Origin of the sequence: Apilactobacillus apinorum (genome assembly GCF_001281175.1) — a bacterium.
Classification (GTDB): Bacteria; Bacillota; Bacilli; order Lactobacillales; family Lactobacillaceae; genus Apilactobacillus; species Apilactobacillus apinorum.
Genome location: NZ_KQ440396.1, coordinates 1 through 24,031, shown reverse-complemented (window position 1 = coordinate 24,031; position 24,031 = coordinate 1). Strand labels below are relative to the sequence as shown.

Sequence of the window (24,031 nt, the reverse complement as noted above, 5' to 3'; positions counted from 1 at the left end):
CATGAAAATCTCTTTAAAAGGCTGTTTATGACGTCATTTTAAAAAGAAATTATAAAAAGAAAATATTAGTAATGTTAATAATATGTTTGTGATAAAATTGATTTCGGGAGGCGGTATTATGTGGGCTTCTTTAACTATTGCAATGCTATTTATATACATTGTTGTTACCACAATTGGTTTAACTAGATATTCAGCTAAACGTGTGATTCAATGGTTAATCGCTAGTCGTTTATCATATATAGTAGTGATTGTTACCCAAATAGTTATCACATTTAGAACTGTTGATACTCATTTAATATCAAGTCTAATAACAGATGGATTATCAATCGTTCTGGGTGGATTAACAGAATTAAACTATAGTAATAAACAACGAAATAACTTATATAGCTTCAATATACTAATGCTAATAACAAACGTTGTAGCATTAATATGCATCACTAACATCAATATAAAATAAAAAAGTCATCGAATTTAATCGATGGCTTTTTTTCTATTTTCTAACGCTCTTTCAATTGAACGATCAACCAGTACTGATTGGGCATCAATGACTTTAAAGTCATGATTATATGCCCTTTCTTCTGCTACAGATAATTCTGTACAACCAAGAATAACAACGTCACTGTCTAATTCATTTTGCATCTCATCTAAAATGTGATGATATAAATCAGCATTAACCTCATTTTTTTCTTTTACATATTTATAAATCAATTCCATCGTTTCTTCTTGAATATGTTCAGTTGGTTTAACAATTTCGTATCCAGCTTCTTGTACTTCATGATCATAAATACCGTCAAAAATGGTTCCATTGGTTGCGATTAATCCAATCCTTTTAGCATTAGGATATTTAATTTTTATTTCTTTCACTGCTTCCTTTGGCATATGCAAGATTGGCACGTTAGTTGCATTTTGCAACTCTTCAAAGAAAAAATGCGCAGTATTACAAGGAATCACAAAAAAATCAGGATTCAATTGTGACTGTTGTTTAATATCATCCATTAAAGGAATTAACGGACTGGGTTTACTGTTATCTAAAATGTAATCAGTTCTATCAGGAACTGTTGCATGATTAACTAAAATATAATTTAAATATTCTTGGTCATTAGAAGCGGGAGTTCTTTCGTTCAATAAATGAATATAACTTTCAGTTGCTTCCGTTCCCATTCCACCAATAATAGAGAAAAAGTGTCTCATCTTATCATCCTTATTTTTCGCTAAAGTATCGTTTGAAATTCTTAGCATAATTATGCTTAATCCAAACATCTAATAGCCAACGTTTGAAACTCTTATCTTTGTCATACCAGAAAGTAGTTCCGTATTGACCTTTTTTAATTAGTTCCAAAGCAAAGTCTTTATCAGCATTAGACTTTGCGTACTTTTTGAATACGTTTTTACCAAGACCTAACCATAAGTATCGTTTGCTTTTATCTTGATTTGCATAAACTACGTCTTGATTTTCAAGACTATCATATGCGTAATCTTGTACTACCCAATCAGATAAGTTATATCCATTTAAGCTGACAAAGAAACTACTTCTTCCTTGTCTTAAGTTAATTTCAAATAGCTTAAAGGTATTATCTCTTGTGTCATACTTCATGTCGAAATTAGCATAACCAACATAATTGATATTTTCTAAGAAACTTTGCACCATAGAATATAGTTTTTCATTATATTCTGGCAAAATAGCTACATAGTTACCAATATTTGAAGGAGTTGGATCTTCCAACAAAGGATGACCCAAACACATCATCTTAACTTTATGATTTTTATCAACATATGCATTCAAAGTACGCATGTTACTGTCGTCACCTGGAATGTAGTCTTGCAGAATTAAATCTGATGTATATCCATTAGTATAGACTTTCTTCACAATATCATTGAATTCATCTTCACTTTCAATAATAAATGCTTTTTTTCTACCTTCAAAATGAACATCTAACCATTCAACACTGTTAGTAGGCTTTAATGCCACTGGGTATCCAAATGGTTGTTCAATTGTATCGTTAGATTTGAAATCTGCTTTACTAATAATCTTTGTTTTTGGGTATGGTAGGTCAAACTTTTCACATAACTTGTAAAAGTTTTCTTTACTGTTTAATTGCTTAATTAAATCATAATCAACATATGGACAAACAAATACGTCTTCTAATTCATCCTTATGCTTAGAAATTAATTCCGCATATCCATCCCCACATCCAATCAAAATAACCGGTTCACTATGTGTGGCATATTCTTTCTTTAGCTCTAACATAGATTGGATCCACACAGGATCTTCACTAAATCCATCAATTAGTGTTAAATCGATAATTTTTGTAAATCTGGTTGGAGCTAAGCTTCTTTCAGCATAAGCTTTTACTGGTTGTTGATATTTTTCGTATAATGAACGAGCCATTCCATAGGCATTAAAATCACTACCTAATAAAACGACTGTAAAGTCTAATTTTGAATTATTCATGTTTTATCCCTTTCAAAACATTTTGAACTACAACGGGATCTGTTTCGTATGGTGTATCTACTCCGTTGATTTTTTGGTAAGAATCTCGCCCTTTACCCGCAACTACTATGATAGCATTTTTATCTCCAGCGTAAATAGCTTTTTTGATTGCTTCCTTACGATCCAATTCAATTTCAACTTTAACTTTTTCATGATCAATATGTGAGTAAATTTCATTAATAATGTCCTTAGGGTCTTCAAAAGCTGGGTCATCGGTAGTAAGAAATGCAATATCAGCATTTTCAGATAATGCTTTTCCAAAACCTTCTCGACGATCAATTCCTTTATTTCCAGGACTTCCAACAACAACAATCACTTTTCCGTTTTTGTTATTTGTTTTTAAAAAACTCAACAATGCATGCATACTTGCATAATTATGTGCATAGTCAACGTAGACCATTCCATGTTCATCTGCTGAATATGATTCCATTCTACCCGGAACAACTACTTCACTTAAACCTGCTTTAGCATCTTGGCTTGTAGCTTCATCAAGTGCAGTTGCGATAATAGCAGAAACTGCATTAGCTTCATTGTAATCACCAACAACATTTATGAAGTATTTACCATCCATATTTAAATTAGTTGCTTTGTCAGTCACACTATCTAATTGAATTTCATTTTTATCAACAGTGTCAGAAATACTATTAAAGACAAAATCCATTTGATATTGATTGACATTAGCACCTTTACGACTGAATAGATAAATCTTATCAGGATCAGTAGTTGCTTTCGTTGCTTCATAAACATCAGTTAAATAATCTGTATCCGCATCAATTATGCAGTAAGTAGAATTAACCATTAATTGTTCCTTGCAGTGTAAGTAATCTTCGAAGTTGGGATGTTCGTTAGGTCCAATATGGTCTGGAGAAATATTTAAAAATATTCCTACATCAAAATGAAGGCCATATACTCTTAGCTTTTTGTAAGCTTGAGAAGACACTTCCATAACAACACTTTCCATCCCGTTATCAACTGCCATTCTCATGTACTTAAATAAGTCTAGTGATTCAGGAGTTGTTAAGTGTGATTTAAAACGTTGTGATGGTTCATTCCCAACAACAGTATCAATTGTTGAAATTAAAGCTGTTTTATTGTCATTATGTTTATCTAAAATACTTTTAGCAAAGTAAGAAGATGTTGTTTTTCCCTTAGTTCCAGTATAAGCAATTGTAAATAGATTATTCTGAGGATAGCAGTAAAAGGCAGCGCCTACTAGAGACATTGCCTTTTGTACGTTATTTACAATAATTTCTGTTAATCCATCGCCTTCACTATAGCTTTGTTCAGCTATATATCCAGTTGCACCAGACTTTTTCGCCATTGCTAAATACTCTGGTTTAAAGTTACCTTTGCAAAAGAATAGCGTATTAGACTTAACATTTCTGGAATCGTAAGTCACTTCATTAAATGAAGTATTATTTCCTACCGTAACACTTTCTAATAATCCATGTTCAGATAGTATTGTTTTAATTTCATCAATTCCAAGATTCATTATTTTAACTTCCTAACGTCAAGATTTAAAAATTATGCTTGTAGTTGTACTTTGTTAATAGTATCAGCATTAGTATCTTCTGGGAAGTATACTTCATACCATAAAATAAATAGGTATGGAGTCATAATCTTTTGCATACTTGACTTACCTTCATCATGTTCCTTTAAAATTCTTAATAATTCATCAGTATTAAAGAATTTTTCAGCAACATCTGATGTAAAGGCTTCTACAATTCGTTCATGGAATTCTGGTTGTCTAATCCATGATGCAATTGGTGATGGGAAACCAAGTTTTTCTTTCATTGCGACCTTGTCTGGAAGAGCTCTTTCAGCCGCTTTACGTAATGAAATCTTAGTTCCTTCTTTATTAATTCTAGTCTTAATTGGCATTGTTGAAGCAAATGCAGCCACTTCTTTATCAACAAGTGGAGTTCTAACTTCTAGAGAGTTAGCCATACTCATACGGTCAGCCTTTTGTAAAATATCGAAAGGTAACCATGTATTAATATCGAAGTATTGCATTTGAGTCATTTCATCTTTATCAGCTACTTCATCAAAGATGTACTTAGAATATGCACCAGAATCAACGTTTAATGATGGATCCTTTAGTAGCTTGTTTCTATCGTCATAGTTAAATACATAGTTAACTCGGTAGTATCTTTCACTCAATGGTTGAGCACCACGAATCAAGAAACGACGACCATGGAATCTAGGCATCTTAGTTGCAATCTTAGCAAGTGCTTGTCTAATGAATGATGGAACAAACTTTTGGTATCTTTCAAATGGAATAGCTTCCAAGTATGTGTTGTATCCACCAAAGAATTCATCAGCACCTTCACCAGATAAAGCAACTTTAACTTCTTTACTAGTACCTTGTGCTAAGTAGAATAATTGAATAGCTGAAGGATTTGATAATGGTTCATCCATGTAATACATCATTGTAGGTAAGAAGTTAAAGTAATCTTCACCTGTAATCTTAATTGGTGTATTCTTTTGACCAATTTGGTTAGCAAAGTCAGTTGACCATGAAAGTTCACTAAACTTAGGATCATCAAAACCTAGTGAGAAGGATTTAATTGGTTTTAACTTTGAAGCTTCGTTTAAAACGTAACTTGAGTCAACACCACTTGATAAGAAACTACCAACTTCAACGTCAGCAATCATATGTGCTTTAACTGAGTCTTTAACAATTGCTTCAATCTTTTCAGCATCTTCTTCTACAGTTTGGCTGTTATCAATGTGATCATAGTTAAACTTGTAGTATCTGTGAGTTTCAGTCTTCTTTTCATCGATATGGTGAACGAAGTAAGTTCCAGGAAGGACTTTAAATACGTTCTTAAATAAAGTTTCAGCTGATGGAATAAATTCGAAACTTAAATGAATTGGTAATAGACTAAGATTCAATTCTTTTTTGAATGCTGGGTTTGACATAAATGCTTTTAGTTCAGAACCATACATAAATGCGTCACCATCATCATAGTAGTAAAGTGGTTTGATACCAAAATGATCGCGAGCACCAAAGATTTCGTTGTTTGCACTATCGTAAATAACAAATGCGTACATTCCACGAAGTTTATCTAGTAACTTAGGACCCCATGCTTCGTATCCTCTGATTAAAACTTCTGAATCAACATCAGTTTCAAATTCCCAACCTTCAGAAATTAATTCTTGTCTAATTTCTTGGTAGTTGTAAATTTCACCGTTGAAAGTAAGAACCTTTTTCTTATCCTTACTGTATAGAGGTTGACCACCGTGTGCTAAATCAATAATTGATAAACGACGGAATCCCATTGATACTTTATCATCTTGGAAGTATTTTTCATCATCAGGACCACGATGCTTAATTCTATCAGCCATCTTGCTGATTGTGTCGTTAGGCACGTCTTTTTGGTTTACATATCCACAAAATCCACACATAAGTTAAATTCCCCTTTAGCTTTTTTATTATTAAATGTTTAATTTATTTTTTATTGTACTTAATTCATTGTACCAAAATATTACTAATTTAGGCTATAAAAATGGCACTTTAGTCACCACAATAAATTAGTTAGTACACAAACTAATATTATTAAGTATAATCATATCACACTATCTGTCCAGAAAAATCTTCCTAAAAATAAAAAAAGAATGTATTTAACATTCTTTTTATCTTCTTTCTTGATTATATTCAGCCATCGATGAACCTGTAATGGACTCTTTTACATTTAAAGCATCTTCAGGTGTTCCTGAATAAAGGATTTTTCCACCATATCTACCTGCTTTAGGACCAACATCTATCATCCAATCAGCTTGACTGATCACCGCTAAGTTATGTTCGACGATGATTAAGGTGTTCCCCTTATCTACTAATTCTTTAAATAGATTAGTCATCGTAGACACATCATTCATGTGTAGTCCTGCTGTTGGTTCATCTAATAAGTAAACCGTTCCGGTTTTGTTTAATTGTAAAGCCAGTTTTAGTCTTTGAACTTCTCCACCTGACAATGTATCTAATGATTGTCCAAGTGATAAGTAATCAAGCCCTACTTTTTTCATGTTTAATAATCTATCTCTGATTTCAGAATAGTCTTCAAAAAAGTTGATTGCTTCATTGATAGATAGATTTAAAACTTCTGCGATGTTTAATCCATTAACAGTGTATTGAAGTGCTTCATCACTATATCTTTTACCATGACATTTTTCGCAAGTTTGAATAACCGGATCCATAAATGCCATATTAGTAATTTGCACTCCTCGACCTTTACATAAGGGACATTTCCCTTTTCCGTTATAACTAAATAGTTGTCTGGAGACATCATTTTTATCACCGAAGATTTTTCTAATTCGATCTAGTATGTCTAAATAAGTTGCGGGTGTAGAACGAATATTAACCCCTACTGCATCTTGACTTAAATCAATAAAATCATCTGATAATTGGTCTTTTACAGCCTGAATTAATGAACTCTTTCCAGAACCTGCTACCCCCGAAATAACTGTTTGTGCCTTTAATGGAATATCAACATTCGCATTTTTTAAATTATGAATATTTACATTTTCCAATTTTAGATAATCAGAGAATTTCTTTTTCGGTTTAAAATGTAATGGTTCTTTCAATAATTTTCCTGTAATTGCATCACTATTTAATAGCTCTTGATAAGTTCCTTCAAAGGTAATGTTTCCACCATCTTTACCAGGTTTAGGGCCAATTTCAACAACGTTATCAGCAATTGGAATTAACTCAGGATTATGTTCAACCACCAAGACAGTATTACCTTTTTCTTTTAACTTCTTAAGCGCATGCTTGATTAGTTTTATATCTGCCGGATGTAGTCCTACACTGGGCTCATCTAGAATATAAACCATATCGGATAATGAACTATTCATGTATTTGGCAATCTTAATTCTTTGTGTTTCACCACCAGATAAAGTATCAGTACTTCTATCAAGTGTTAAATATCCTAATCCTAATTCAACTAATGATTCAATCTTAGTTCTTAATTCTCTAATTAAATCAACTACTAGTGATTCATCAATATTATCTAAAAATTCAATCACATGATTTAAATCCATTTTTAGAACATCTGCTATATTGTTATCGTTAATTAAACATGTTAGAACTTCTGGTCTTAATTTGGTCCCATGACATTTATCACAATCAGTTCTAGTAACAATTTCGCTAATAGCTTCTTTGTGGTGTTCTCCTTCTTTGCTTTCAATAATAGATCTTTTAATTCTAGGAATAACTCCTTCATATAAAATGGATTTCTTCCATTCTTTTGGAGCATCAGTTAAATGATGTTGTGGCGCATATAATAAATCATGCAATTCTTCATCACTATAATCTTTTATCTTTTTATCATTATCAAACAATCCAGTATAAGCGTATCTCTTCCAACGCCATGTTCCAGGACCAAAACTAACGAAAGTGATTGCCCCTTCGTTAAGTGATTTATCATAATCAATTACCTTATCAGGATTAATATGATCGACATATCCTAAACCTTGGCATTGATCACACATTCCTTGTGGTAAGTTAAATGAAAATGTATCTGAATATCCTACAAATGGTTTCCCAATTCTTGAAAATAGTAATCTAAGAAGTGAGTAAATACCTGTATATGTAGCTAATGTAGATCTTGGATTCTTACCAACTTTCTTTTGTTGAATAACAATTGCAACTGGTAAATTATCAATTCTGCCCACATGCGGAGCTCCATATTTAGGAAGATATTGTTGTGTAAAACTAGGAAAAGTTTCATTCAACTCTCTTCTTGAGTTTGCAGCGATTGTATCAAATACTAACGATGATTTTCCTGCCCCTGATAAACCAGTAAAGACAGTAATAGCATGCTTTTTAATGCTAATATCTAAGTGCTTTAAGTTGTTTTGAAAAGCGTCGTGAACCTCGATAAAATCTTGTTTTGACATTTCAATCCTCCTATATTCACTGATGGTAATCATTATAGTAGTTATTAGATGTAATTGCATTTATCTTGTTTAATAGTTAAGAATTTATAAAATTATACAGATTATTAATTTATTAATTGAATTTAATACTATAATGAAATCAAGCGTAACTTATAAAGAAAGAAGATGAAATTATGACAGAACCAAAGAAAGAACAAATGCTATGTTTAGTAATGTTTATCTGTAATAAATATAAAGGCAAGGACTTCAGATTTGCCAAGTCTTTAATCTCTCACAACTTTGAAGAAACAGTTGAAAAGCTACACACCGCTTATGAAGAATCAAGACAAGCTTTTAAAAAGAGAATGCTAGAACCAATTAAAATCCCTGCTGATACAGTGGCAATTGATTATAGTGCTGCATTTGAAAAATTAACTGCTACTAAAATCATGACTTATCAATTAAAGAAATACTCAAAGCATGCATTAATCGCTAAACAAATGCTTGAAAGAATCGGCGAACCAGTCGATTAAAAAAAGGACTTCATTTAGAAGTCCTTTTTTTATTTTATTAAATTAAATAATTTATCGTAGTTAACAGTTCCCAGTCCTGTTGCTTGGTTATATATTTTATTATTTTGGGTTGAATAATAAATATTAGTTGCATTATCACCATAGAGCTGATCAAATGGTGAATCACTGGATTGTGCTGCCGAATATATTCTTGGATTCCATAGTCCTAATCGGTGGTTTAATTTGCTTACATAAACCGCATTGACTGCAGCTATTTGAGGAGCCACAATACTGGTTCCACCATCAATTAACCACTTACCGTTATAGTAAACAGAGTATCCCGTTTGCGGATCCCCATTAGCAACAATATCCGGTAAGTTTCTGCCGGTACTTGTTCCTGTTACTACTTTTGGAGTGGCTAATTGATTAGCAACTCCGTTGGACATATCCCAATGTTGAATAGCTCGATATGAGTTAACACCAGGAATATTTTTTTGATAATCTGGTGTGGCATTGAATTTACTAAATCCACCACCACTTCCAACAAAATAACTTTCCAAAAATGTTGATTGATCTGCATTATATAATTTTAAAGAATTGAAGTATGGGTAAAGAAAATCATTAGACCAAACTCTTTCTTTATCAACATTAACAACATGCCCATTAACCTTATACATAATTGGTGCTGTAGTTGCACCCACAGCGGTAATATATGGTGATGATGCGGGAGTTTCAACGGTTAGTTTTGTAATCCCGCTTTGAATACCATCATATGCCCCATTATCCCCTGTTGAATTAAAGATACTAATACCTTGTGAAGCTCCTTGAAGTAAAATTTCGTTCATGATGTCATTATAATTATCAGGAAGGATTTTATTATTAATCATTTGCTCAATTTCTGCTTCACTGATTCCCCAACTTAGGGAAATACTATCTGACTTATTACTGCCAATTGCATTAGCAAAACTATTAATCATTCCGGATATCGTGGGTTGTGCTAGATAAACATTAATATTGGCATTATTAGCGATGGAACTAGATTGTTGAATATCCATGGTAGTTTCATCACTTAATTTTTGATTATCTTTATTTGTGTCTGTATAGACATGAATGCGATTCAATGAATTCTTGATTCCCATTTTTTGCCAAAATGTTTTGATATCATTTTTGCTAAATCCACCAAAAGAAATAATCCCAATATTGGCTACTTTTTTAGATTTATTATTAATCGTATCTTTCAAATGATAACGTTTAATAAAATCAGACGGTGCTCTTTTAACCCCAAAACTACCGGATTTACTATCACTTGATAAACGATCATAATTGCTTAGCCCAATTATCCCATTTATTTTTGCATCTAAACTATTAGCCATTTTAGGTGTTTTATTAGGTTTAGTTACATAAGTTTTATTGATTTTTTCTTTGATTATCTTAAAATGAAATGCCGTTTCAATATTATTACGTGATCCTGTTACTTTGATAACTAGATTTCCCGGATAAACTTGAGATTTTAAATGATGCTTATTCAAGTATCGTTTTATCTTATTTATTGTTGCAGTTGATTGTCCATATTTACGGGAGAATTCTTTAGTTGATAAAAACTTAGTTCTTGGTTGATTTACATAATTGATTAAATCATTATTATTTCTGTCTTTTAAAACAATAGTGAAACTAGATTGACTATTTTTATTTTCTTTACCAAATGCTGTAACATGGTTTACTGCCTGTATATACAGCATCCCGATAGCAAAAATTATTAAAGTACAACTAAAAATTCTCTTTTTCAAGTTCATTCATCTCACCGCCTATGAGGTAATGATATTCCTAAAAAAGTCTTAAGTATACGAATTTAAACAATTCTTTAGAAATTTTATGTTAAGATTAGTGATAGATATAAATTGAAGGGAGGTTTATCATTTGTTAAAAGAATTCAAAGATTTTATTGCTAAAGGAAATGTTATGGACCTAGCTGTTGGTGTAATTATTGGTTCCGCCTTTACATCTATCGTAAAATCATTTACTGCTGATTTTATTAACCCTATCCTTGGTATCTTTACTGGTCAAATTGGCTTATCTAGTTTTGTAATTACTGTCGGAAAAGCTAAGTTCTTAGTTGGAAGTTTCATTAACGACTTAATTAACTTCTTAATTATCGCATTCGTTGTCTTCCTTATCGTGAGAACATATAATAGATTAGCAAAACGTGATACTACTCCTAAGGACACTAAGACTGATACTCTATTAGGAGAAATTCGCGATCTATTAAAAGACCAACAAAATAATAAATAATTAAAAACCTGTGTGATATTCTCACGCAGGTTTTATTTTTTTGATATTAAGTTGATGCTTAAAATATGATAAAATAGTTATTACTAATTACTAAATGAGGAGTTAATATGGTGATAATTACAGCTGGAATGATTGGAGTAGGAAAAACTACTTTAACTGGTAAGATTGCTGAACATTTAGGCACAACCGCCTTTTACGAACCAGTTGGAGAAAATCCTGTTCTACCTTTATATTACAATAACCCAGAACAATATGGATTCTTACTTCAAATCTATTTTTTAAATAAACGTTTTTCAATGATCAAAAAAGCGTTATCAGATGATAACAACATTTTAGACCGTTCTATTTATGAAGATGCGTTGTTCACAAAGCAAAATAATGCTGAAGGTAATATTTCAGACATGGAACTTAAAATTTATCTCGAACTACTAGATAAAATGATGGATGAATTAGATGAGTTACCTAAAAAGGCTCCTGATTTGATGGTATATGCGGAAACTGATTTTGAAACTATCCTTCACCGTATTAAAAAACGTGGAAGAGATTATGAACAGTTTGATAACGATCCAAAACTAAAAGAATACTATTTCCATATGTGGGAAGCATACAAGAAATGGTATGAAGAATATGATAAAAGTCCAAAAATGAAATTAGACTTACAAAAATACGATTTATCTGATGACAAGAATGTTGATATTGTGCTTGCACAAATTGACGAAGAACTTAAAAAAATTAGATAACAAAAAAGACCAATCACAATTATGATTGGTCTTTTATTTTTTATTCTAATGTTGCTAATTCGTTAATTGATTGACCATAAATAGCCATAGCTAGTAATAAATCATCAATTACTTGATATTCATTAGCTTGGTGCATTGTGTTTTCAGTCCATGGGAAATCTGCACCGAACGCAACTCCATACTTCATTAAGCGTCCGTAAGTTCCACCACCAACAACACCTGGTTGAGCATCAGTCTTACCTGTACGTTCTCTGTAAACATTTAATAACTTATTAACGATTGGTTGACTTGGATCAACATAATGAGCTTCCATGTCATCTGTATTTTCAACAGTTCCATCCATCACTTTAGCAGCTTGTGATAAGTGGTCACCAATTTCTTTTACAGTAATTCCCTTTGGATATCTGAAGTTAGTGTTAACAAATCCACCATCAGTTGGGTTAAACTTCAAAATACCAACATTCATAGTCAAATCACCCATAATTTCATCGGTATGACTTGCGCCGATACGGTTAGCTCTAGAATCCCCATGCAAGAATTCAGCAACGAATTTGATGAAGTTTTTAGCGTCTCCAGAGAAATCATAGCCTCTTAGGAAGTTAGCCATAAATGTACCACCATTAACACCGTTACGTGGTTCCATTCCGTGAGCAGATTTACCAATTAGATGTAATCTGATTCCATCTTCGGTAATTTCTGAGCCACCATCTAACTTTCTGTCTTGCATAAATGTTGAGAATTCTTCAGCCATTTGATCCTTAAATGATGTCTTGATTTCTGCAAAAGCATCTCTTGGAACCATGTTTTCTCTGAGTCCAGCATTGAAATCTGCTAAGAAGTAATCAGCACTTTCATCTTGTTGGTTTCCAAAGGTAGTTTCAAAAGTAGTATTACCCTTTTCACCATTAATAACAGGGAATTGTCCGTCAGGAGAGAAACCAAAGTCAGGTTCTGGTTCTAATTCGAAGTAATGTTTCATCCCTGTCCAATTACTTTCTTCATCAGTACCGATAATAAAACGAATCTTGCAATTTGGTTCAATTCCTTGATCCTTCATCATCTTTAAACCATAGTATGCAGCTAGACCTGGTCCTTTATCATCAGAAGTACCACGACCGTATACCTTACCATCTTTGATTGTCATTTCAAATGGGTCTGTATTCCAACCTTCACCGGCTGGCATAACATCAGCATGAACTAAAATTGCAAATGTCTTATCACCAGTCCCATATTCTATGTATCCAACTAAATTATCTAAGTTCTTTACTTTGAAACCGTCACGTTCACCAATTTCTAAGTACTTTAATAATCCCTTTGCTGGACCTGGTCCTAAAGGAAATTCATCAGTAGCTTCCGCATCATTACGTTCACTATCGATTGTGATTAATTCCTTTAGATCATTTAAATAATCTTCTTTGTAATCTTTTGCTAATTGATCCCAGTTAGTCATTTGAAAATCCTCCCTTATCTTTTAATTTATTTTAGCATACTATATAAAAAAGACATCAATGATGTTTACTTTTTTTAGTGATATACTGAATTTGTTATCTAAGGAGGAATCTAAATTGTTTAATTCATCAATTAACATTGTAAAACGAACAATTCGTAAGCGTCCTAACAATAGTCATAAAGGAACCTTCGGAAAAGTATGTATTATCGGTGGCAATCAAAACTTTGGTGGTGCAGCAATTATGGCCAGCAAGGCTTGTGTTTATTCTGGTGCTGGCTTAACTACCACTTTTACAGACCCCGTTAATTTAAATAGCCTTCATAATATTATCCCTGAAGCAATGTTTGTCGACTATCACGACGATAATAAACTAAAATCAATGATTAATAGTTTCGATGTCATCTTAATTGGTCCCGGACTAGGTACTGACGATTATAGTCTTTCACTTGTAAAGCAAGTCTTTCAACAAATTAATAATCACCAAATTTTAATCATTGATGGATCTGCTATTACAATTGTTGCCAATCATCACTTAACACTACCAGATGCTAATATCATCTTTACTCCACATCAAATGGAATGGCAACGATTATCTGATATAGCAATTCCTGATCAAAACGATAAAAATAATCAAAATAAAGTGAATGCACTCCATTCTACTGTAGTATTAAAATCTCACCATACCAAGGTATATTCTAATAATCATATCTGGGTTAATCCTGGTGGCACTCCAGCACAAGCTACCGGTGGTATGGGTGATACCCTTGCCGGAATGATTGCTGGGTTCACAGCTCAATTTGCTAATATTGAAGACGCCGTTATTTCAGCCGTCTTCGCACATAGTTTTATTGCTGACAAATTAGCTAAAAATCAATACGTGGTTTTGCCTACTCAAATTAGCAATCATATCCCCCAATTTATGAAAAAATTCGAAAATTAACCACTAAAAAACACTTTCAATGATATTCCATCGAAAGTGTTTTTTCTTAATCTATTTCATTATTTTTAAATACATAGCCAAATATTAAAACCATTAATAATGGAACTAAAATAAATAGCACGGCGTATTCATGGAAAATATTTGTTAATATTCCCATAAAAATTGCTCCTAAAACAAAGCTAACGTAAATCATAATCGTGTCGATTAATAATGATTTTGCTTTTTCGTTCCCATCAACAATTGTTAAATAAACATTATTGGCAATTTTTCCTAGATTACCTGTCATCATCAAAGGATTAAATGCATTTCCTTTTAGAAGTTTAAACTCTTGTAATTGGGCAGCAGCTACCAATGATAGTAAACCAACCACCAATACATCAGGTAATTCGTTTACGAATAATCCAGTCACTAAAATAATAGCCACTTCATATTCAATAATAATTGTTTTTCTTAGCCAGTCATCCTTCAAATTTCTTTGTATCAGTTTAATTAAGACAACCCCTAACACAAAAAGAAAAATTGAAAATAGATACTTTATAATAGCTGCAAAGTCTAAGTGACTGATACTAATTCCTAACAAAATAGTATTACCAGTTTGCAATCCCGCGAATACTCCACCATGTTCAACGAATGAATATGCATCAATGCTTCCACTTATGATTGCTAGTAAGATGGCGGTGAAGGGATGCATGAATAAGTCTTTAGGTTTCAAATTGATCTACTCCTAACCAATGTGTAACTTTCTTCTAAGTGTTTCTGCCTTATGGCCAAGCACTGTGTCTGCAATTCGACTCTTCAACGTTAGGTAAACATATACAAGTCCACCAAGTAATGAAGCAAAAGCAACAACAATTCCACTACCAATTCTGCCATATTGATTCATACCTAAACTAACCAATAAATTACCAGCGTATACAGCTGTAATAGCAACGAAATAAGTTACTAAAGAGAATAGAATAATCCAATTAATTTGAGATAACATTTTGTCATTTCTAAATTTAAATTGACGGTCTAATGAACCAATGATTAACATGTTAACCACCATGAATCCAATGGCTGATGATAATAATGGTCCAAATTCCTTAAAGAAGTACACCATAGGGAATTGAGTGATGATTTTGGCAATAGCACCATATACAAAGTATTTAACAGCAACCTTGTTTTGAGATATTCCTTGCATCATAGCAGATAAAACAGTAAACAATCCGAATGAAATTGAAACGATTGATGAGAACGCTAAAACATTTGCTGATAGTGCCCCATTAACATTGGTATAAAATAATCTATTTAATGGTCCTGCAATCGCAGTCATCCCTAAAGCTGCTGGAATCATAATAAATGAAAATAAAACAAATCCAGCAGATACTTGGTGACTAATTTCTTTTTTATTGCCTCGTGTATATGATTCTGATAACAATGGCACAACCGTTATTGCAACTGAAGATGCTAATGAAATTGTAATCATGATTAGTTTATTAGCATTTCCGGCAAAGATTGCATACAATTGATCCAATACTTTGTTAGATGCACTTGTAGCAACATGCATGATATTAAAGAATGTGTATTGATCAATTAATTGGAAAATTGCAATCCCTGCTCCTAAAATAACAAAAGGAACGGCTTGTTGAATAATTTCTAAGTATAATTTATTAGCATTTACGTGAAGTTGGTTATTACTATTACGGACCAAACTACGATAATATTTACGTCGTCTGAAGTAATACCAAGCTAAAATCAATAATCCAGCTAAAGCGCCGATAAAGGCAGCAAAAGTAGATTGTGATACAGCTGTTACCCAACTACCTCTTAGAACTTTAATAATAAAGAACACTGCAATTAGCATGTAAATTACTCTAAATAGTTGTTCTACAAATTGTGATAAAGCAGATGGTGCCATATCTTGAAATCCTTGGAAATATCCACGAGTTAAACTCATTGTTGGAATAATTAAAACGGCCCAAGATAATGAACGCATAACGGGAATTAAATCAGGATTACCATTATCTATTAATGGACTGAAAAAGTATAAGAACAATGCACAAAGTATTCCCATAATTACAGATAACAAAACACCACGTTTATAAAGCCTAACACTGACACCATATTCGTTTAGCGCATTGTAATGTGCCACTTGTTTAGCAATTGCTGATGGAATTCCAGCAATTGAAATAATTAATATTAAACTATAAACATTATATCCTTGAACGTATAATGCATTAGCTTGTAAATAAAGTCCCCCTAAAATCATGTTCCAAGGGATTATGTATAACGCACCTAAAATTCTTGAAAAAACACTTCCAGCAGTCATCCATGCTGAACCTTTAAGCATTTTATCTTGTGCTATATCTTCATTCAAATTGTTTTCCTGATTTTGCATATCGCAATTCCCACTTTCAAATTTCTCTAACTTGTCCATTTTAATCAATATTTTAATAGTAAGCAACTCTCATAGTGCTTAATTCCACAAAAAAAGAGAGATAATCATAGATTATCTCTCTTTTTTTATTAGTTAGCAACGATATTTACAATTTTACCAGGAACAACAATTACCTTACGAACTGTTTTACCTTCAATTGATTCTTTAATCTTTTCATCATTCATTGCAACTTCTTGGGTATCTTCCTTAGAAGCATCAGCAGCAACTTTGATGTGTGATCTTACTTTACCGTTAACTTGGACAACAACTTGAACTTCATCATCTACTAGTTTAGATTCGTCAAATTCAGGCCATTGAGCATAAGTGATTGTTTCATCATGACCAAACTTGCTCCATAGTTCTTCAGCCATATGTGGAATAATTGGTGAAAGTAATTTAACAAAACCTTCCATGTATTCTAGGTATAAGCTGTCTTGTTTATAACATTCATTAACAAATACCATCATACTTGAAATAGCAACGTTAAATCTTAGATTTTCAAAGTCGTCAGTTACCTTTTTAACTGTTTGGTTATAAATCTTATCTAGTTTGTGGTCATTAACTGTAGTAATACGATCACGTAAATTGTCATCGTCATCAATTAATAATCTCCAAACACGGTTAACCCATTTATTTGAACCATTTAATCCTTCAGTACTCCAAGGTTTTGATTCAGTTAATGGACCCATGAACATTTCATATAATCTTAATGTATCCGCACCGAATTCATCCACGATATCGTCAGGGTTAACAACATTCCCCTTAGACTTAGACATCTTTTCATGGTTAGTTCCAAGAATCATCCCTTGGTTAACTAACTTATGGAAAGGTTCTTTAGTTGGAACAACACCTAAATCATAAAGAACTTTGTGCCAGAATCTTGCGTATAGTAAATGAAGAACGGCGTGTTCTGCACCACCAATGTATAAATCAACAGGTAACCATTCTTTTAGTAATTCTGGATCTGCTAATTCTTTATCATTGTGAGCATCGATATATCTTAAGTAGTACCATGAACTACCAGCCCATTGAGGCATTGTGTTAGTTTCACGCTTACCTTTACGACCGTTTTCATCAACAACACTAACCCAATCGTCAATGTTAGCTAATGGTGATTCACCAGTACCAGATGGTTCAATATTATCAGTATCTGGCAATACTAATGGTAATTCATCTTCTGGAACTAATGTAGTTTCGCCATCTTCCCAATGAATTACTGGAATTGGTTCACCCCAGTATCTTTGACGTGAGAAAATCCAATCACGTAAACGGTAGTTAGTTTTAGCATTACCTGCATGATGTTCTTCTAGCCAGTTAATTACTGCATCAATGGCTTCTTTCTTGTTCATTCCGTTTAAGAAGTCAGAGTTAATATGAACACCATCACCAGTAAAGGCTTCTTCCTCAATGTTTCCACCTTCAATAACTGGATTGATTGGTAAATCAAATTTCTTAGCGAATTCATAATCACGATCATCATGAGCTGGCACAGCCATAATTGCACCTGTACCGTATGAAGAAAGCACGTAGTCACCAATCCAAATTGGAACTTGCTTGCCATTAATTGGATTAATTCCGTATGCACCTGTAAATACACCAGATTTATCTTTGTTCAAATCAGTTCTTTCTAGATCTGACTTAGTAGAAACTTCTTTTCTGTATGCTTCAATGGCATCCTTTTTATCATCAGTAACAATCTTATCAACTAAGTCATGATCTGGAGCTAAAACAATGTATGAGGCACCAAATAAAGTATCAGGTCTTGTAGTAAATACTTCGATTTTTTCATCATGACCATCAACATCAAAGAATACACTTGCACCCTTAGAACGACCAATCCAGTTTCTTTGCATTTCTTTGATACTTTCAGGCCAATCTAATTCTTCTAAATCATCGATAAGTCTATCAGCATAAGCAGTGATTTTTAAAACCCATTGTTTCATTGGTACACGATATACTGGGTATCCACCACGTTCTGTTTTACCATCAATAACTTCTTCGTTCGCAACAACTGTACCACCCATAAAATCAGGAGCCCAGTTTACTTCAATTTCATCTTCATAAGCTAAACCTTTTTTATATAGTTGTTCGAAAATCCATTGAGTCCACTTGTAGTATTCTGGATCAGTAGTGTCTACTTCTCTATCCCAATCATATGAAAAACCAAGTGATTTAATTTGTTCTCTAAAGTGAGCAATGTTTTTTTGTGTAAATGAACCTGGGTGATTACCTGTCTTTAACGCATATTGTTCTGCAGGTAAACCAAAGGCGTCAAAACCAATTGGATGTAATACGTTTTTACCTTGCATTCTCTTAAATCTAGACATGATATCTGTTGCTGTATATCCTTCAGGATGACCAACGTGAAGTCCTTGACCTGATGGATATGGGAACATATCTAGTGCATAGTAGTTATCTTTGTTTTTATCATTTGTAGTCTTAAAAGTTTTGTTTTCTTCCCAATACTTTTGCCATTTTGTTTCAATCTTACTGTGATTGTATGCCATAATAATGCCTCCATTTATTTTTGTCGAATAAAAAAAGTCCTATAAGCTATATATGCTTATAGGACGAATATACCGCGGTACCACCTAATTTTCATCTATTTTTATATAGATGCAACTTAAGTCCTTAACGCGGAATACGTCTTAACCTACTATCCATTTCAATTAAGATTTCAACGACTAGTTCGATTAATCATAATCTAAATTCGCAACAACCATTTAGTTTCTGAAAAATATAATTAATCTAATACTTCGTATCAACAATTTACTTCGACTATTAAATTAACTTAAATATACCAGTGAATTAGATTAAAAGCAAGGACATTTATCATTTGTGTTAGAATAACAATAATTAATATAAAAAAGGAAGTTTATTATGAAGTTAGAACCATCAGTTACATATAGTCATACCCTTTTATCTAATGTAGTAAGTGAAAATGATATAGTGGTAGATGGAACCGTTGGAAAAGGAAATGACACAGAATTTTTAGCCAGACTAGTTGGTAACCAAGGTAAAGTTTATGGATTTGATATTCAAAAAGAAGCCATTCAAAAAACTCAAGAAAGAATTAATCAAAACAATTTAAATAATCAAGTTAAATTAATCAATGACGGACATGAAAACATCAGTAATTATGTTAATGACAATATTCAAGCCGCTATCTTTAATTTAGGATACTTACCTGGTGGTAACAAGGAAGTTATTACTCTTCCAGAAACAACTTTAAAAGCAATTCAATCCAGTTTATCATTACTAAGCATAGGTGGAATCGTAATTATTGTTTTGTACTATGGTCACCCCGGCGGTGAAATTGAAAAAGAAAAAGTCTTATCCTTTGTTCAATCATTAAATCAAAAACAATATGCGGTTCTAAAATACGAGTTTATAAATCAAATCAATTGTCCGCCTATTCTTATCGCAATCCAAAAAAATGACAACCATTAAGGTTGTCATTTTTTTACTTTTCAGATAATCGATCATATAGATTTACTAAAACAGCAATAATGATAATTATTAAGCATACCCAAAACACTTTATGCAATGAGTTATATAAAACCGTTCTTAATGGTTCTAATAATTTTGCAGGGATTTCATGTGCAGTCTTAAAATTAACCAGCTTATTAATCATTCCCATATTGGAATCATCAGTATGCAAAATACCAATTTTTAGTTGTCTATTCATAACAATTCCAAGAACCGCCACGATTAATGTTTGACCAAAAATTCGACATAAGGTATTAAAGGATGTAGCTACACCAATATCGCCTTTATCAACACTGTTTTGGGAAATAACCGTTCCGTTTGTAATAGTTATTCCAAATCCAATTCCGCAGATTGCAGCAATCGCAAAGAACCAACCAAATGAAACGTTAAATGGTAAGAGCACTACCCAAATAGCCGCAACTAAAATAAAGAATAATCCTATCATAGTTGCATAAAATGGTTTCATACGAGATAGTAGCCATCCTGAAACAAAGGCTCCTAGAATCCATAAAATTGAAGTAGGTGTAATCGCAAAACCAGATGCGGTTGCTGGATATCCGAAGATACCTTGTGTCCAAACTGGTAGGTACACTTCTAATCCCATTAAGAAACCACTAATTAAGAACGCGATAATATTTTGAACTACAAAAGTTCTATTATGCATTAATTTCATTGGAATAATTGGATTATCAGCACAATGTTCTCTTCTTACAAAAAGAATCAATAATAAAATCGATAAAAAGATACAATATGAAATTGGTTGCCAGTTATTAGATAAATTACTAATTAGTTGAATAATATACATCAAAAATAGTAACAATAATGATAAATATATCATTCCTAAATAATCGACAGAATTTTTAACTAGTGCTTTAGTTTCTTTAAACGAGACAGTGAATACTAATAAGACTAATATTCCCAAAGGTACATTAATGAAAAATATCCAATGCCAACTTAAATTATCAACAATGTAACCACCTAATAAAGGCGCAATGATTGAAGCAATACCCCATACAGCACCATTAAGGCCTAAAATTTTACCTCGATTTTCATCAGAATAAATATCGGCAATAATTGTGTATGATAGTGGCATTATTACCCCTGCCCCAATTCCTTGAATTGCTCTCCAAAGAATCAATACGTTCATACTGTTAGCTAATCCAGATAAAATTGAACCAATTAAAAAGATGGATATCCCAAAGATAAATACTTTCTTTCGGCCAAATTGATCTGATAATTTACCATAAATAGGTGTTGAAATTGCAGTTGTTAATAAATAAATTGAGAAAACCCAATTCATAATTGAAACTCCGTGTAATTCACCTACAATTGTCGGCATCGCAGTTGAAACAATTGTTCCTTCAATTGCACTCATAAAAGTTGCCATGAATAAAGCAATTGAGATGATTAATACATTATTATCTTGTTTTTTAATACTATTTACCTCCAAAATAAAAACGATTTATTTATATCAATCTACAAATAAATCGTTTTTTACATTAAATATACTATTTAAAGAAATTTTGTAGTTCTGATACCTTGTCAGTATGTTCCCAAGGTAAATCAACATCTGTTCTTCCAAAATGACCATAAGCAGCAGTATTTTTGTAGATAGGTCTCTTTAAATCTAACATTTCAATAATACCGGCTGGTCTTAAGTCAAATATTTCACGAATGGCTTTGATCAAGTCATTTTCTGATACAGTTGCTGTACCAAAAGTGTTAACAGAAATTGAAACTGGTTTAGCAACCCCAATTGCATATGCTACTTGAACTTCAATTCTAGTAGCTAATTTAGCAGCAACGATGTTCTTTGCAATATATCTAGCAGCGTAACTTGCTGATCTATCAACTTTGGTAGCATCTTTCCCAGAGAAAGCACCACCACCATGATGAGCAGCCCCACCGTAGGTATCCACGATAATTTTTCTACCAGTCAAACCGGCATCACCTTGTGGTCCACCGATTACAAATCTACCAGTAGGATTAATGAAGAATTTAGTATCATCATTTAATAATTCACTAGGAATGACTTCCTTAATAACCTTATTGATGATATCTTCACGAATTTGATCTAATGAAACATCTGGATCATGTTGTGTACTTAAAACAACAGTTTCAACAGATGATGGTTTGTTATTATCATCATATTCAACAGTAACTTCAGCCTTAGCATCAGGTCTTAAATATGAAATAGTTCCATTTTTTCTTAATTCAGCAATTTTTCTCATTAGTTTATGACTTAATGAGATTGGTAATGGCATTAGTTCGGGTGTTTCATCAACAGCGTAACCAAACATTAAACCTTGGTCACCAGCACCAATTTTATCAAGTGCATCTTCACTGCTATCACGAGTTTCAAGAGAATCGTCAACCCCTTGAGCAATATCTGGTGATTGTTCGTCAATAGCAACTAAAACTGCACATGTGTTTCCATCAAAACCATATTGGTCATTGTCATAACCGATTTCTTTGATTGTATCTCTAACGATTTTTTGAATGTTAACGTAAGCCTTGGTAGTAATTTCACCAAAAACTAAAACTAATCCAGTAGTTACTGAACATTCACAAGCAACTCTAGAATCAGGATCTTGTTTCAACATTTCATCTAAGATAGCATCACTAATTTGATCAGCAATTTTATCAGGATGTCCTTCTGAAACAGATTCTGATGTAAATAAATGTCTTTCTTGCATTTTATTTATTCCCCCTATTCATTTGGTTACAAGGCATCTTCACTATCAAGGTGAATCCTATCGGGAATACGCTTATAACTCTTAAAATAATATCATAATTTAAAATTTTTTTAAAGTAATAAGAAATACAAAAAAAGACTACCAAAAGTAGTCTTTAAACTTAGTACCGGAGGTGGGGTTCGAACCCACACGATCTTGCGATCACTGGATTTTGAGTCCAGCGCGTCTGCCAATTCCGCCACTCCGGCATATTTAAATAAAAAGCCAAAGGCGGTAATCGGATTTGAACCGATGATAAAGGTTTTGCAGACCTCTGCCTTACCACTTGGCTATACCGCCATTTAAGTCGCATTCAACTGAGGAATAATTTTCTCAATTAAAAAGGGCGGTAGGTGGGAATCGAACCCACGCGTGTCGGAACCACAATCCGATGTGTTAACCACTTCACCACTACCGCCATAGCATCATAAACAGGGATAGTAGGAGTTGAACCCACACCAACGGTTTTGGAGACCGTTGTTCTACCATTAAACTATATCCCTATGGTGGAGGGGAGTGGATTCGAACCACCGAACCCGAAGGAGCGGATTTACAGTCCGCCGCGTTTAGCCAGACTTCGCTACCCCTCCATAAATGGCGCGGGACAGAATCGAACTGCCGACACACGGAGCTTCAATCCGTTGCTCTACCAACTGAGCTACCGAGCCAAACCATTTATGTTGTGCTATAGAATTATTTATTTATTGTTGTCAATGACAACAACGGTTCGTACGAGACTCGAACTCGTGACCTCCTGCGTGACAGGCAGGCGTCCTAAACCGACTAGACCAACGAACCAGTCCAAAAATATTTGGAATGGAGGATACAGGGCTCGAACCTGTGACCTCCTGCTTGTAAGGCAGATGCTCTCCCAACTGAGCTAATCCTCCAAATATAAATGACCCGTACGGGATTCGAACCCATGTTACTGCCGTGAAAGGGCAGTGTCTTAAACCACTTGACCAACGGGTCATAACTGTAAGGTGTACGGAGAGTAAGGGATTCGAACCCTTGAAACAGGCATTCACCCGTTTACATCATTTCCAATGATGCTCCTTCGGCCAACTCGGACAACTCTCCAAGACCAGTTAT

At 33.2% G+C, this 24,031-nt stretch carries 18 protein-coding genes, 10 tRNA genes, 1 riboswitch and 1 other annotated feature; of the genes, 6 read left to right on the top strand and 22 right to left on the bottom strand.

Features of this window, described 5'->3' with window-relative positions; all coding sequences use genetic code 11:
• The first annotated feature begins 118 nt into the window (after window positions 1-118).
• Window positions 119-457 (top strand): DUF1516 family protein, encoded by a 339-nt coding sequence (locus RZ74_RS02805; RefSeq protein WP_053949942.1) that lies wholly within the window; start codon window positions 119-121, stop codon window positions 455-457.
• Between the two features lie 14 nt (window positions 458-471).
• On the opposite strand, the gene RZ74_RS02800 is transcribed toward RZ74_RS02805, so the two are convergent.
• The 5 genes from RZ74_RS02800 to RZ74_RS02780 form a co-directional block, all read right to left on the bottom strand.
• A complete protein-coding gene (locus tag RZ74_RS02800; RefSeq protein WP_053950647.1) occupies window positions 472-1,191 on the bottom strand; it encodes an amino acid racemase in 720 nt (239 codons plus the stop codon).
• Between the two features lie 10 nt (window positions 1,192-1,201).
• On the bottom strand, window positions 1,202-2,452 hold the full coding sequence (locus RZ74_RS02795; RefSeq protein WP_053949941.1) for a carboxylate--amine ligase: 1,251 nt from the start codon (window positions 2,450-2,452) through the stop codon (window positions 1,202-1,204).
• Window positions 2,445-3,983, bottom strand: coding sequence for a UDP-N-acetylmuramoyl-L-alanyl-D-glutamate--2,6-diaminopimelate ligase (locus tag RZ74_RS02790; RefSeq protein WP_053949940.1), 1,539 nt, complete (start codon window positions 3,981-3,983; stop codon window positions 2,445-2,447). Before RZ74_RS02790 ends, RZ74_RS02795 begins: the two co-directional genes overlap by 8 nt.
• Before the next feature lie 32 nt (window positions 3,984-4,015).
• Window positions 4,016-5,899, bottom strand: a complete 1,884-nt coding sequence (gene asnB / locus RZ74_RS02785) for an asparagine synthase (glutamine-hydrolyzing) (protein WP_053949939.1) — start codon at window positions 5,897-5,899, stop codon at window positions 4,016-4,018.
• A gap of 228 nt (window positions 5,900-6,127) precedes the next feature.
• Window positions 6,128-8,389, bottom strand: coding sequence for an ATP-binding cassette domain-containing protein (locus RZ74_RS02780; protein WP_053949938.1), 2,262 nt, complete (start codon window positions 8,387-8,389; stop codon window positions 6,128-6,130).
• A 173-nt stretch (window positions 8,390-8,562) separates the two neighbouring features.
• On the opposite strand from RZ74_RS02780, the gene RZ74_RS02775 reads away from it, so the two are divergent.
• A complete protein-coding gene (locus RZ74_RS02775; protein ID WP_053949937.1) occupies window positions 8,563-8,901 on the top strand; it encodes a hypothetical protein in 339 nt (112 codons plus the stop codon).
• A 29-nt stretch (window positions 8,902-8,930) separates the two neighbouring features.
• Here the strand turns inward: RZ74_RS02775 and RZ74_RS02770 are convergent, their stop codons facing one another.
• Window positions 8,931-10,673: a S53 family peptidase gene (locus tag RZ74_RS02770; protein WP_053949936.1), complete on the bottom strand. Its 1,743-nt coding sequence runs from the start codon at window positions 10,671-10,673 to the stop codon at window positions 8,931-8,933.
• A 124-nt stretch (window positions 10,674-10,797) separates the two neighbouring features.
• Between RZ74_RS02770 and mscL the strand changes: the two genes are divergently transcribed.
• Window positions 10,798-11,169, top strand: coding sequence for a large conductance mechanosensitive channel protein MscL (gene mscL / locus RZ74_RS02765; RefSeq protein ID WP_053949935.1), 372 nt, complete (start codon window positions 10,798-10,800; stop codon window positions 11,167-11,169).
• Window positions 11,170-11,276: 107 nt separating this feature from the next.
• A complete protein-coding gene (locus tag RZ74_RS02760) occupies window positions 11,277-11,909 on the top strand; it encodes a deoxynucleoside kinase (protein ID WP_053949934.1) in 633 nt (210 codons plus the stop codon).
• A 40-nt stretch (window positions 11,910-11,949) separates the two neighbouring features.
• Here the strand turns inward: RZ74_RS02760 and pepV are convergent, their stop codons facing one another.
• Window positions 11,950-13,359: a dipeptidase PepV gene (pepV, locus tag RZ74_RS02755; protein ID WP_053949933.1), complete on the bottom strand. Its 1,410-nt coding sequence runs from the start codon at window positions 13,357-13,359 to the stop codon at window positions 11,950-11,952.
• Between the two features lie 115 nt (window positions 13,360-13,474).
• On the opposite strand from pepV, the gene RZ74_RS02750 reads away from it, so the two are divergent.
• Window positions 13,475-14,299, top strand: coding sequence for an NAD(P)H-hydrate dehydratase (locus RZ74_RS02750; RefSeq protein ID WP_053949932.1), 825 nt, complete (start codon window positions 13,475-13,477; stop codon window positions 14,297-14,299).
• A gap of 46 nt (window positions 14,300-14,345) precedes the next feature.
• On the opposite strand, the gene RZ74_RS02745 is transcribed toward RZ74_RS02750, so the two are convergent.
• The 3 genes from RZ74_RS02745 to leuS form a co-directional block, all read right to left on the bottom strand.
• Window positions 14,346-15,011: a YoaK family protein gene (locus RZ74_RS02745; protein ID WP_053949931.1), complete on the bottom strand. Its 666-nt coding sequence runs from the start codon at window positions 15,009-15,011 to the stop codon at window positions 14,346-14,348.
• A 12-nt stretch (window positions 15,012-15,023) separates the two neighbouring features.
• Entirely contained in the window at window positions 15,024-16,676 is a 1,653-nt protein-coding gene (locus RZ74_RS02740) for a putative polysaccharide biosynthesis protein (protein WP_053949930.1), read from the bottom strand.
• Between the two features lie 128 nt (window positions 16,677-16,804).
• Window positions 16,805-19,222, bottom strand: coding sequence for a leucine--tRNA ligase (gene leuS / locus RZ74_RS02735; protein ID WP_053949929.1), 2,418 nt, complete (start codon window positions 19,220-19,222; stop codon window positions 16,805-16,807).
• A gap of 56 nt (window positions 19,223-19,278) precedes the next feature.
• Window positions 19,279-19,489, bottom strand: a binding site (T-box leader).
• Between the two features lie 106 nt (window positions 19,490-19,595).
• Here leuS and mnmM point away from each other — a divergent pair.
• Window positions 19,596-20,165, top strand: a complete 570-nt coding sequence (mnmM, locus tag RZ74_RS02730) for a tRNA 5-(aminomethyl)-2-thiouridylate-methyltransferase MnmM (RefSeq protein ID WP_053949928.1) — start codon at window positions 19,596-19,598, stop codon at window positions 20,163-20,165.
• 13 nt (window positions 20,166-20,178) lie between these two features.
• Here the strand turns inward: mnmM and RZ74_RS02725 are convergent, their stop codons facing one another.
• The 12 genes from RZ74_RS02725 to RZ74_RS02670 form a co-directional block, all read right to left on the bottom strand.
• Entirely contained in the window at window positions 20,179-21,639 is a 1,461-nt protein-coding gene (locus RZ74_RS02725) for an MDR family MFS transporter (RefSeq protein ID WP_148562087.1), read from the bottom strand.
• A 73-nt stretch (window positions 21,640-21,712) separates the two neighbouring features.
• Window positions 21,713-22,900: a methionine adenosyltransferase gene (gene metK, locus RZ74_RS02720; RefSeq protein WP_053949927.1), complete on the bottom strand. Its 1,188-nt coding sequence runs from the start codon at window positions 22,898-22,900 to the stop codon at window positions 21,713-21,715.
• A riboswitch (SMK box riboswitch) is annotated at window positions 22,898-22,983 on the bottom strand. (Overlaps the previous gene by 3 nt.)
• An 81-nt stretch (window positions 22,984-23,064) precedes the next feature.
• A tRNA-Leu gene (locus RZ74_RS02715) sits at window positions 23,065-23,148 on the bottom strand.
• Between the two features lie 20 nt (window positions 23,149-23,168).
• A tRNA-Cys gene (locus RZ74_RS02710) sits at window positions 23,169-23,239 on the bottom strand.
• Window positions 23,240-23,284: 45 nt separating this feature from the next.
• Window positions 23,285-23,357 (bottom strand) — tRNA-His (locus RZ74_RS02705).
• A 14-nt stretch (window positions 23,358-23,371) separates the two neighbouring features.
• Window positions 23,372-23,442 (bottom strand) — tRNA-Trp (locus RZ74_RS02700).
• A gap of 1 nt (window position 23,443) precedes the next feature.
• Window positions 23,444-23,529 (bottom strand) — tRNA-Tyr (locus RZ74_RS02695).
• 5 nt (window positions 23,530-23,534) lie between these two features.
• A tRNA-Phe gene (locus tag RZ74_RS02690) sits at window positions 23,535-23,607 on the bottom strand.
• Between the two features lie 55 nt (window positions 23,608-23,662).
• Window positions 23,663-23,737, bottom strand: a tRNA-Asp gene (locus tag RZ74_RS02685).
• Window positions 23,738-23,756: 19 nt separating this feature from the next.
• Window positions 23,757-23,829, bottom strand: a tRNA-Val gene (locus RZ74_RS02680).
• Between the two features lie 9 nt (window positions 23,830-23,838).
• A tRNA-Glu gene (locus tag RZ74_RS02675) sits at window positions 23,839-23,911 on the bottom strand.
• A gap of 16 nt (window positions 23,912-23,927) precedes the next feature.
• A tRNA-Ser gene (locus RZ74_RS02670) sits at window positions 23,928-24,019 on the bottom strand.
• Between the last annotated feature and the right edge of the window lie 12 nt (window positions 24,020-24,031).

Bases quoted from the DNA above. Each gene is read 5' to 3' on its own strand.
- RZ74_RS02770 (WP_053949936.1), bottom strand. From the start codon at position 10,673: ATGAACTTGAAAAAGAGAATTTTTAGTTGTACTTTAATAATTTTTGCT.
- leuS (WP_053949929.1), bottom strand. From the start codon at position 19,222: ATGGCATACAATCACAGTAAGATTGAAACAAAATGGCAAAAGTATTGG.
- RZ74_RS02795 (WP_053949941.1), bottom strand. From the start codon at position 2,452: ATGAATAATTCAAAATTAGACTTTACAGTCGTTTTATTAGGTAGTGAT.
- pepV (WP_053949933.1), bottom strand. From the start codon at position 13,359: ATGACTAACTGGGATCAATTAGCAAAAGATTACAAAGAAGATTATTTA.
- RZ74_RS02760 (WP_053949934.1), top strand. From the start codon at position 11,277: ATGGTGATAATTACAGCTGGAATGATTGGAGTAGGAAAAACTACTTTA.
- RZ74_RS02790 (WP_053949940.1), bottom strand. From the start codon at position 3,983: ATGAATCTTGGAATTGATGAAATTAAAACAATACTATCTGAACATGGA.
- mnmM (WP_053949928.1), top strand. From the start codon at position 19,596: ATGAAGTTAGAACCATCAGTTACATATAGTCATACCCTTTTATCTAAT.
- RZ74_RS02775 (WP_053949937.1), top strand. From the start codon at position 8,563: ATGACAGAACCAAAGAAAGAACAAATGCTATGTTTAGTAATGTTTATC.
- asnB (WP_053949939.1), bottom strand. From the start codon at position 5,899: ATGTGTGGATTTTGTGGATATGTAAACCAAAAAGACGTGCCTAACGAC.
- RZ74_RS02805 (WP_053949942.1), top strand. From the start codon at position 119: ATGTGGGCTTCTTTAACTATTGCAATGCTATTTATATACATTGTTGTT.
- metK (WP_053949927.1), bottom strand. From the start codon at position 22,900: ATGCAAGAAAGACATTTATTTACATCAGAATCTGTTTCAGAAGGACAT.
- RZ74_RS02780 (WP_053949938.1), bottom strand. From the start codon at position 8,389: ATGTCAAAACAAGATTTTATCGAGGTTCACGACGCTTTTCAAAACAAC.
- RZ74_RS02800 (WP_053950647.1), bottom strand. From the start codon at position 1,191: ATGAGACACTTTTTCTCTATTATTGGTGGAATGGGAACGGAAGCAACT.
- RZ74_RS02740 (WP_053949930.1), bottom strand. From the start codon at position 16,676: ATGCAAAATCAGGAAAACAATTTGAATGAAGATATAGCACAAGATAAA.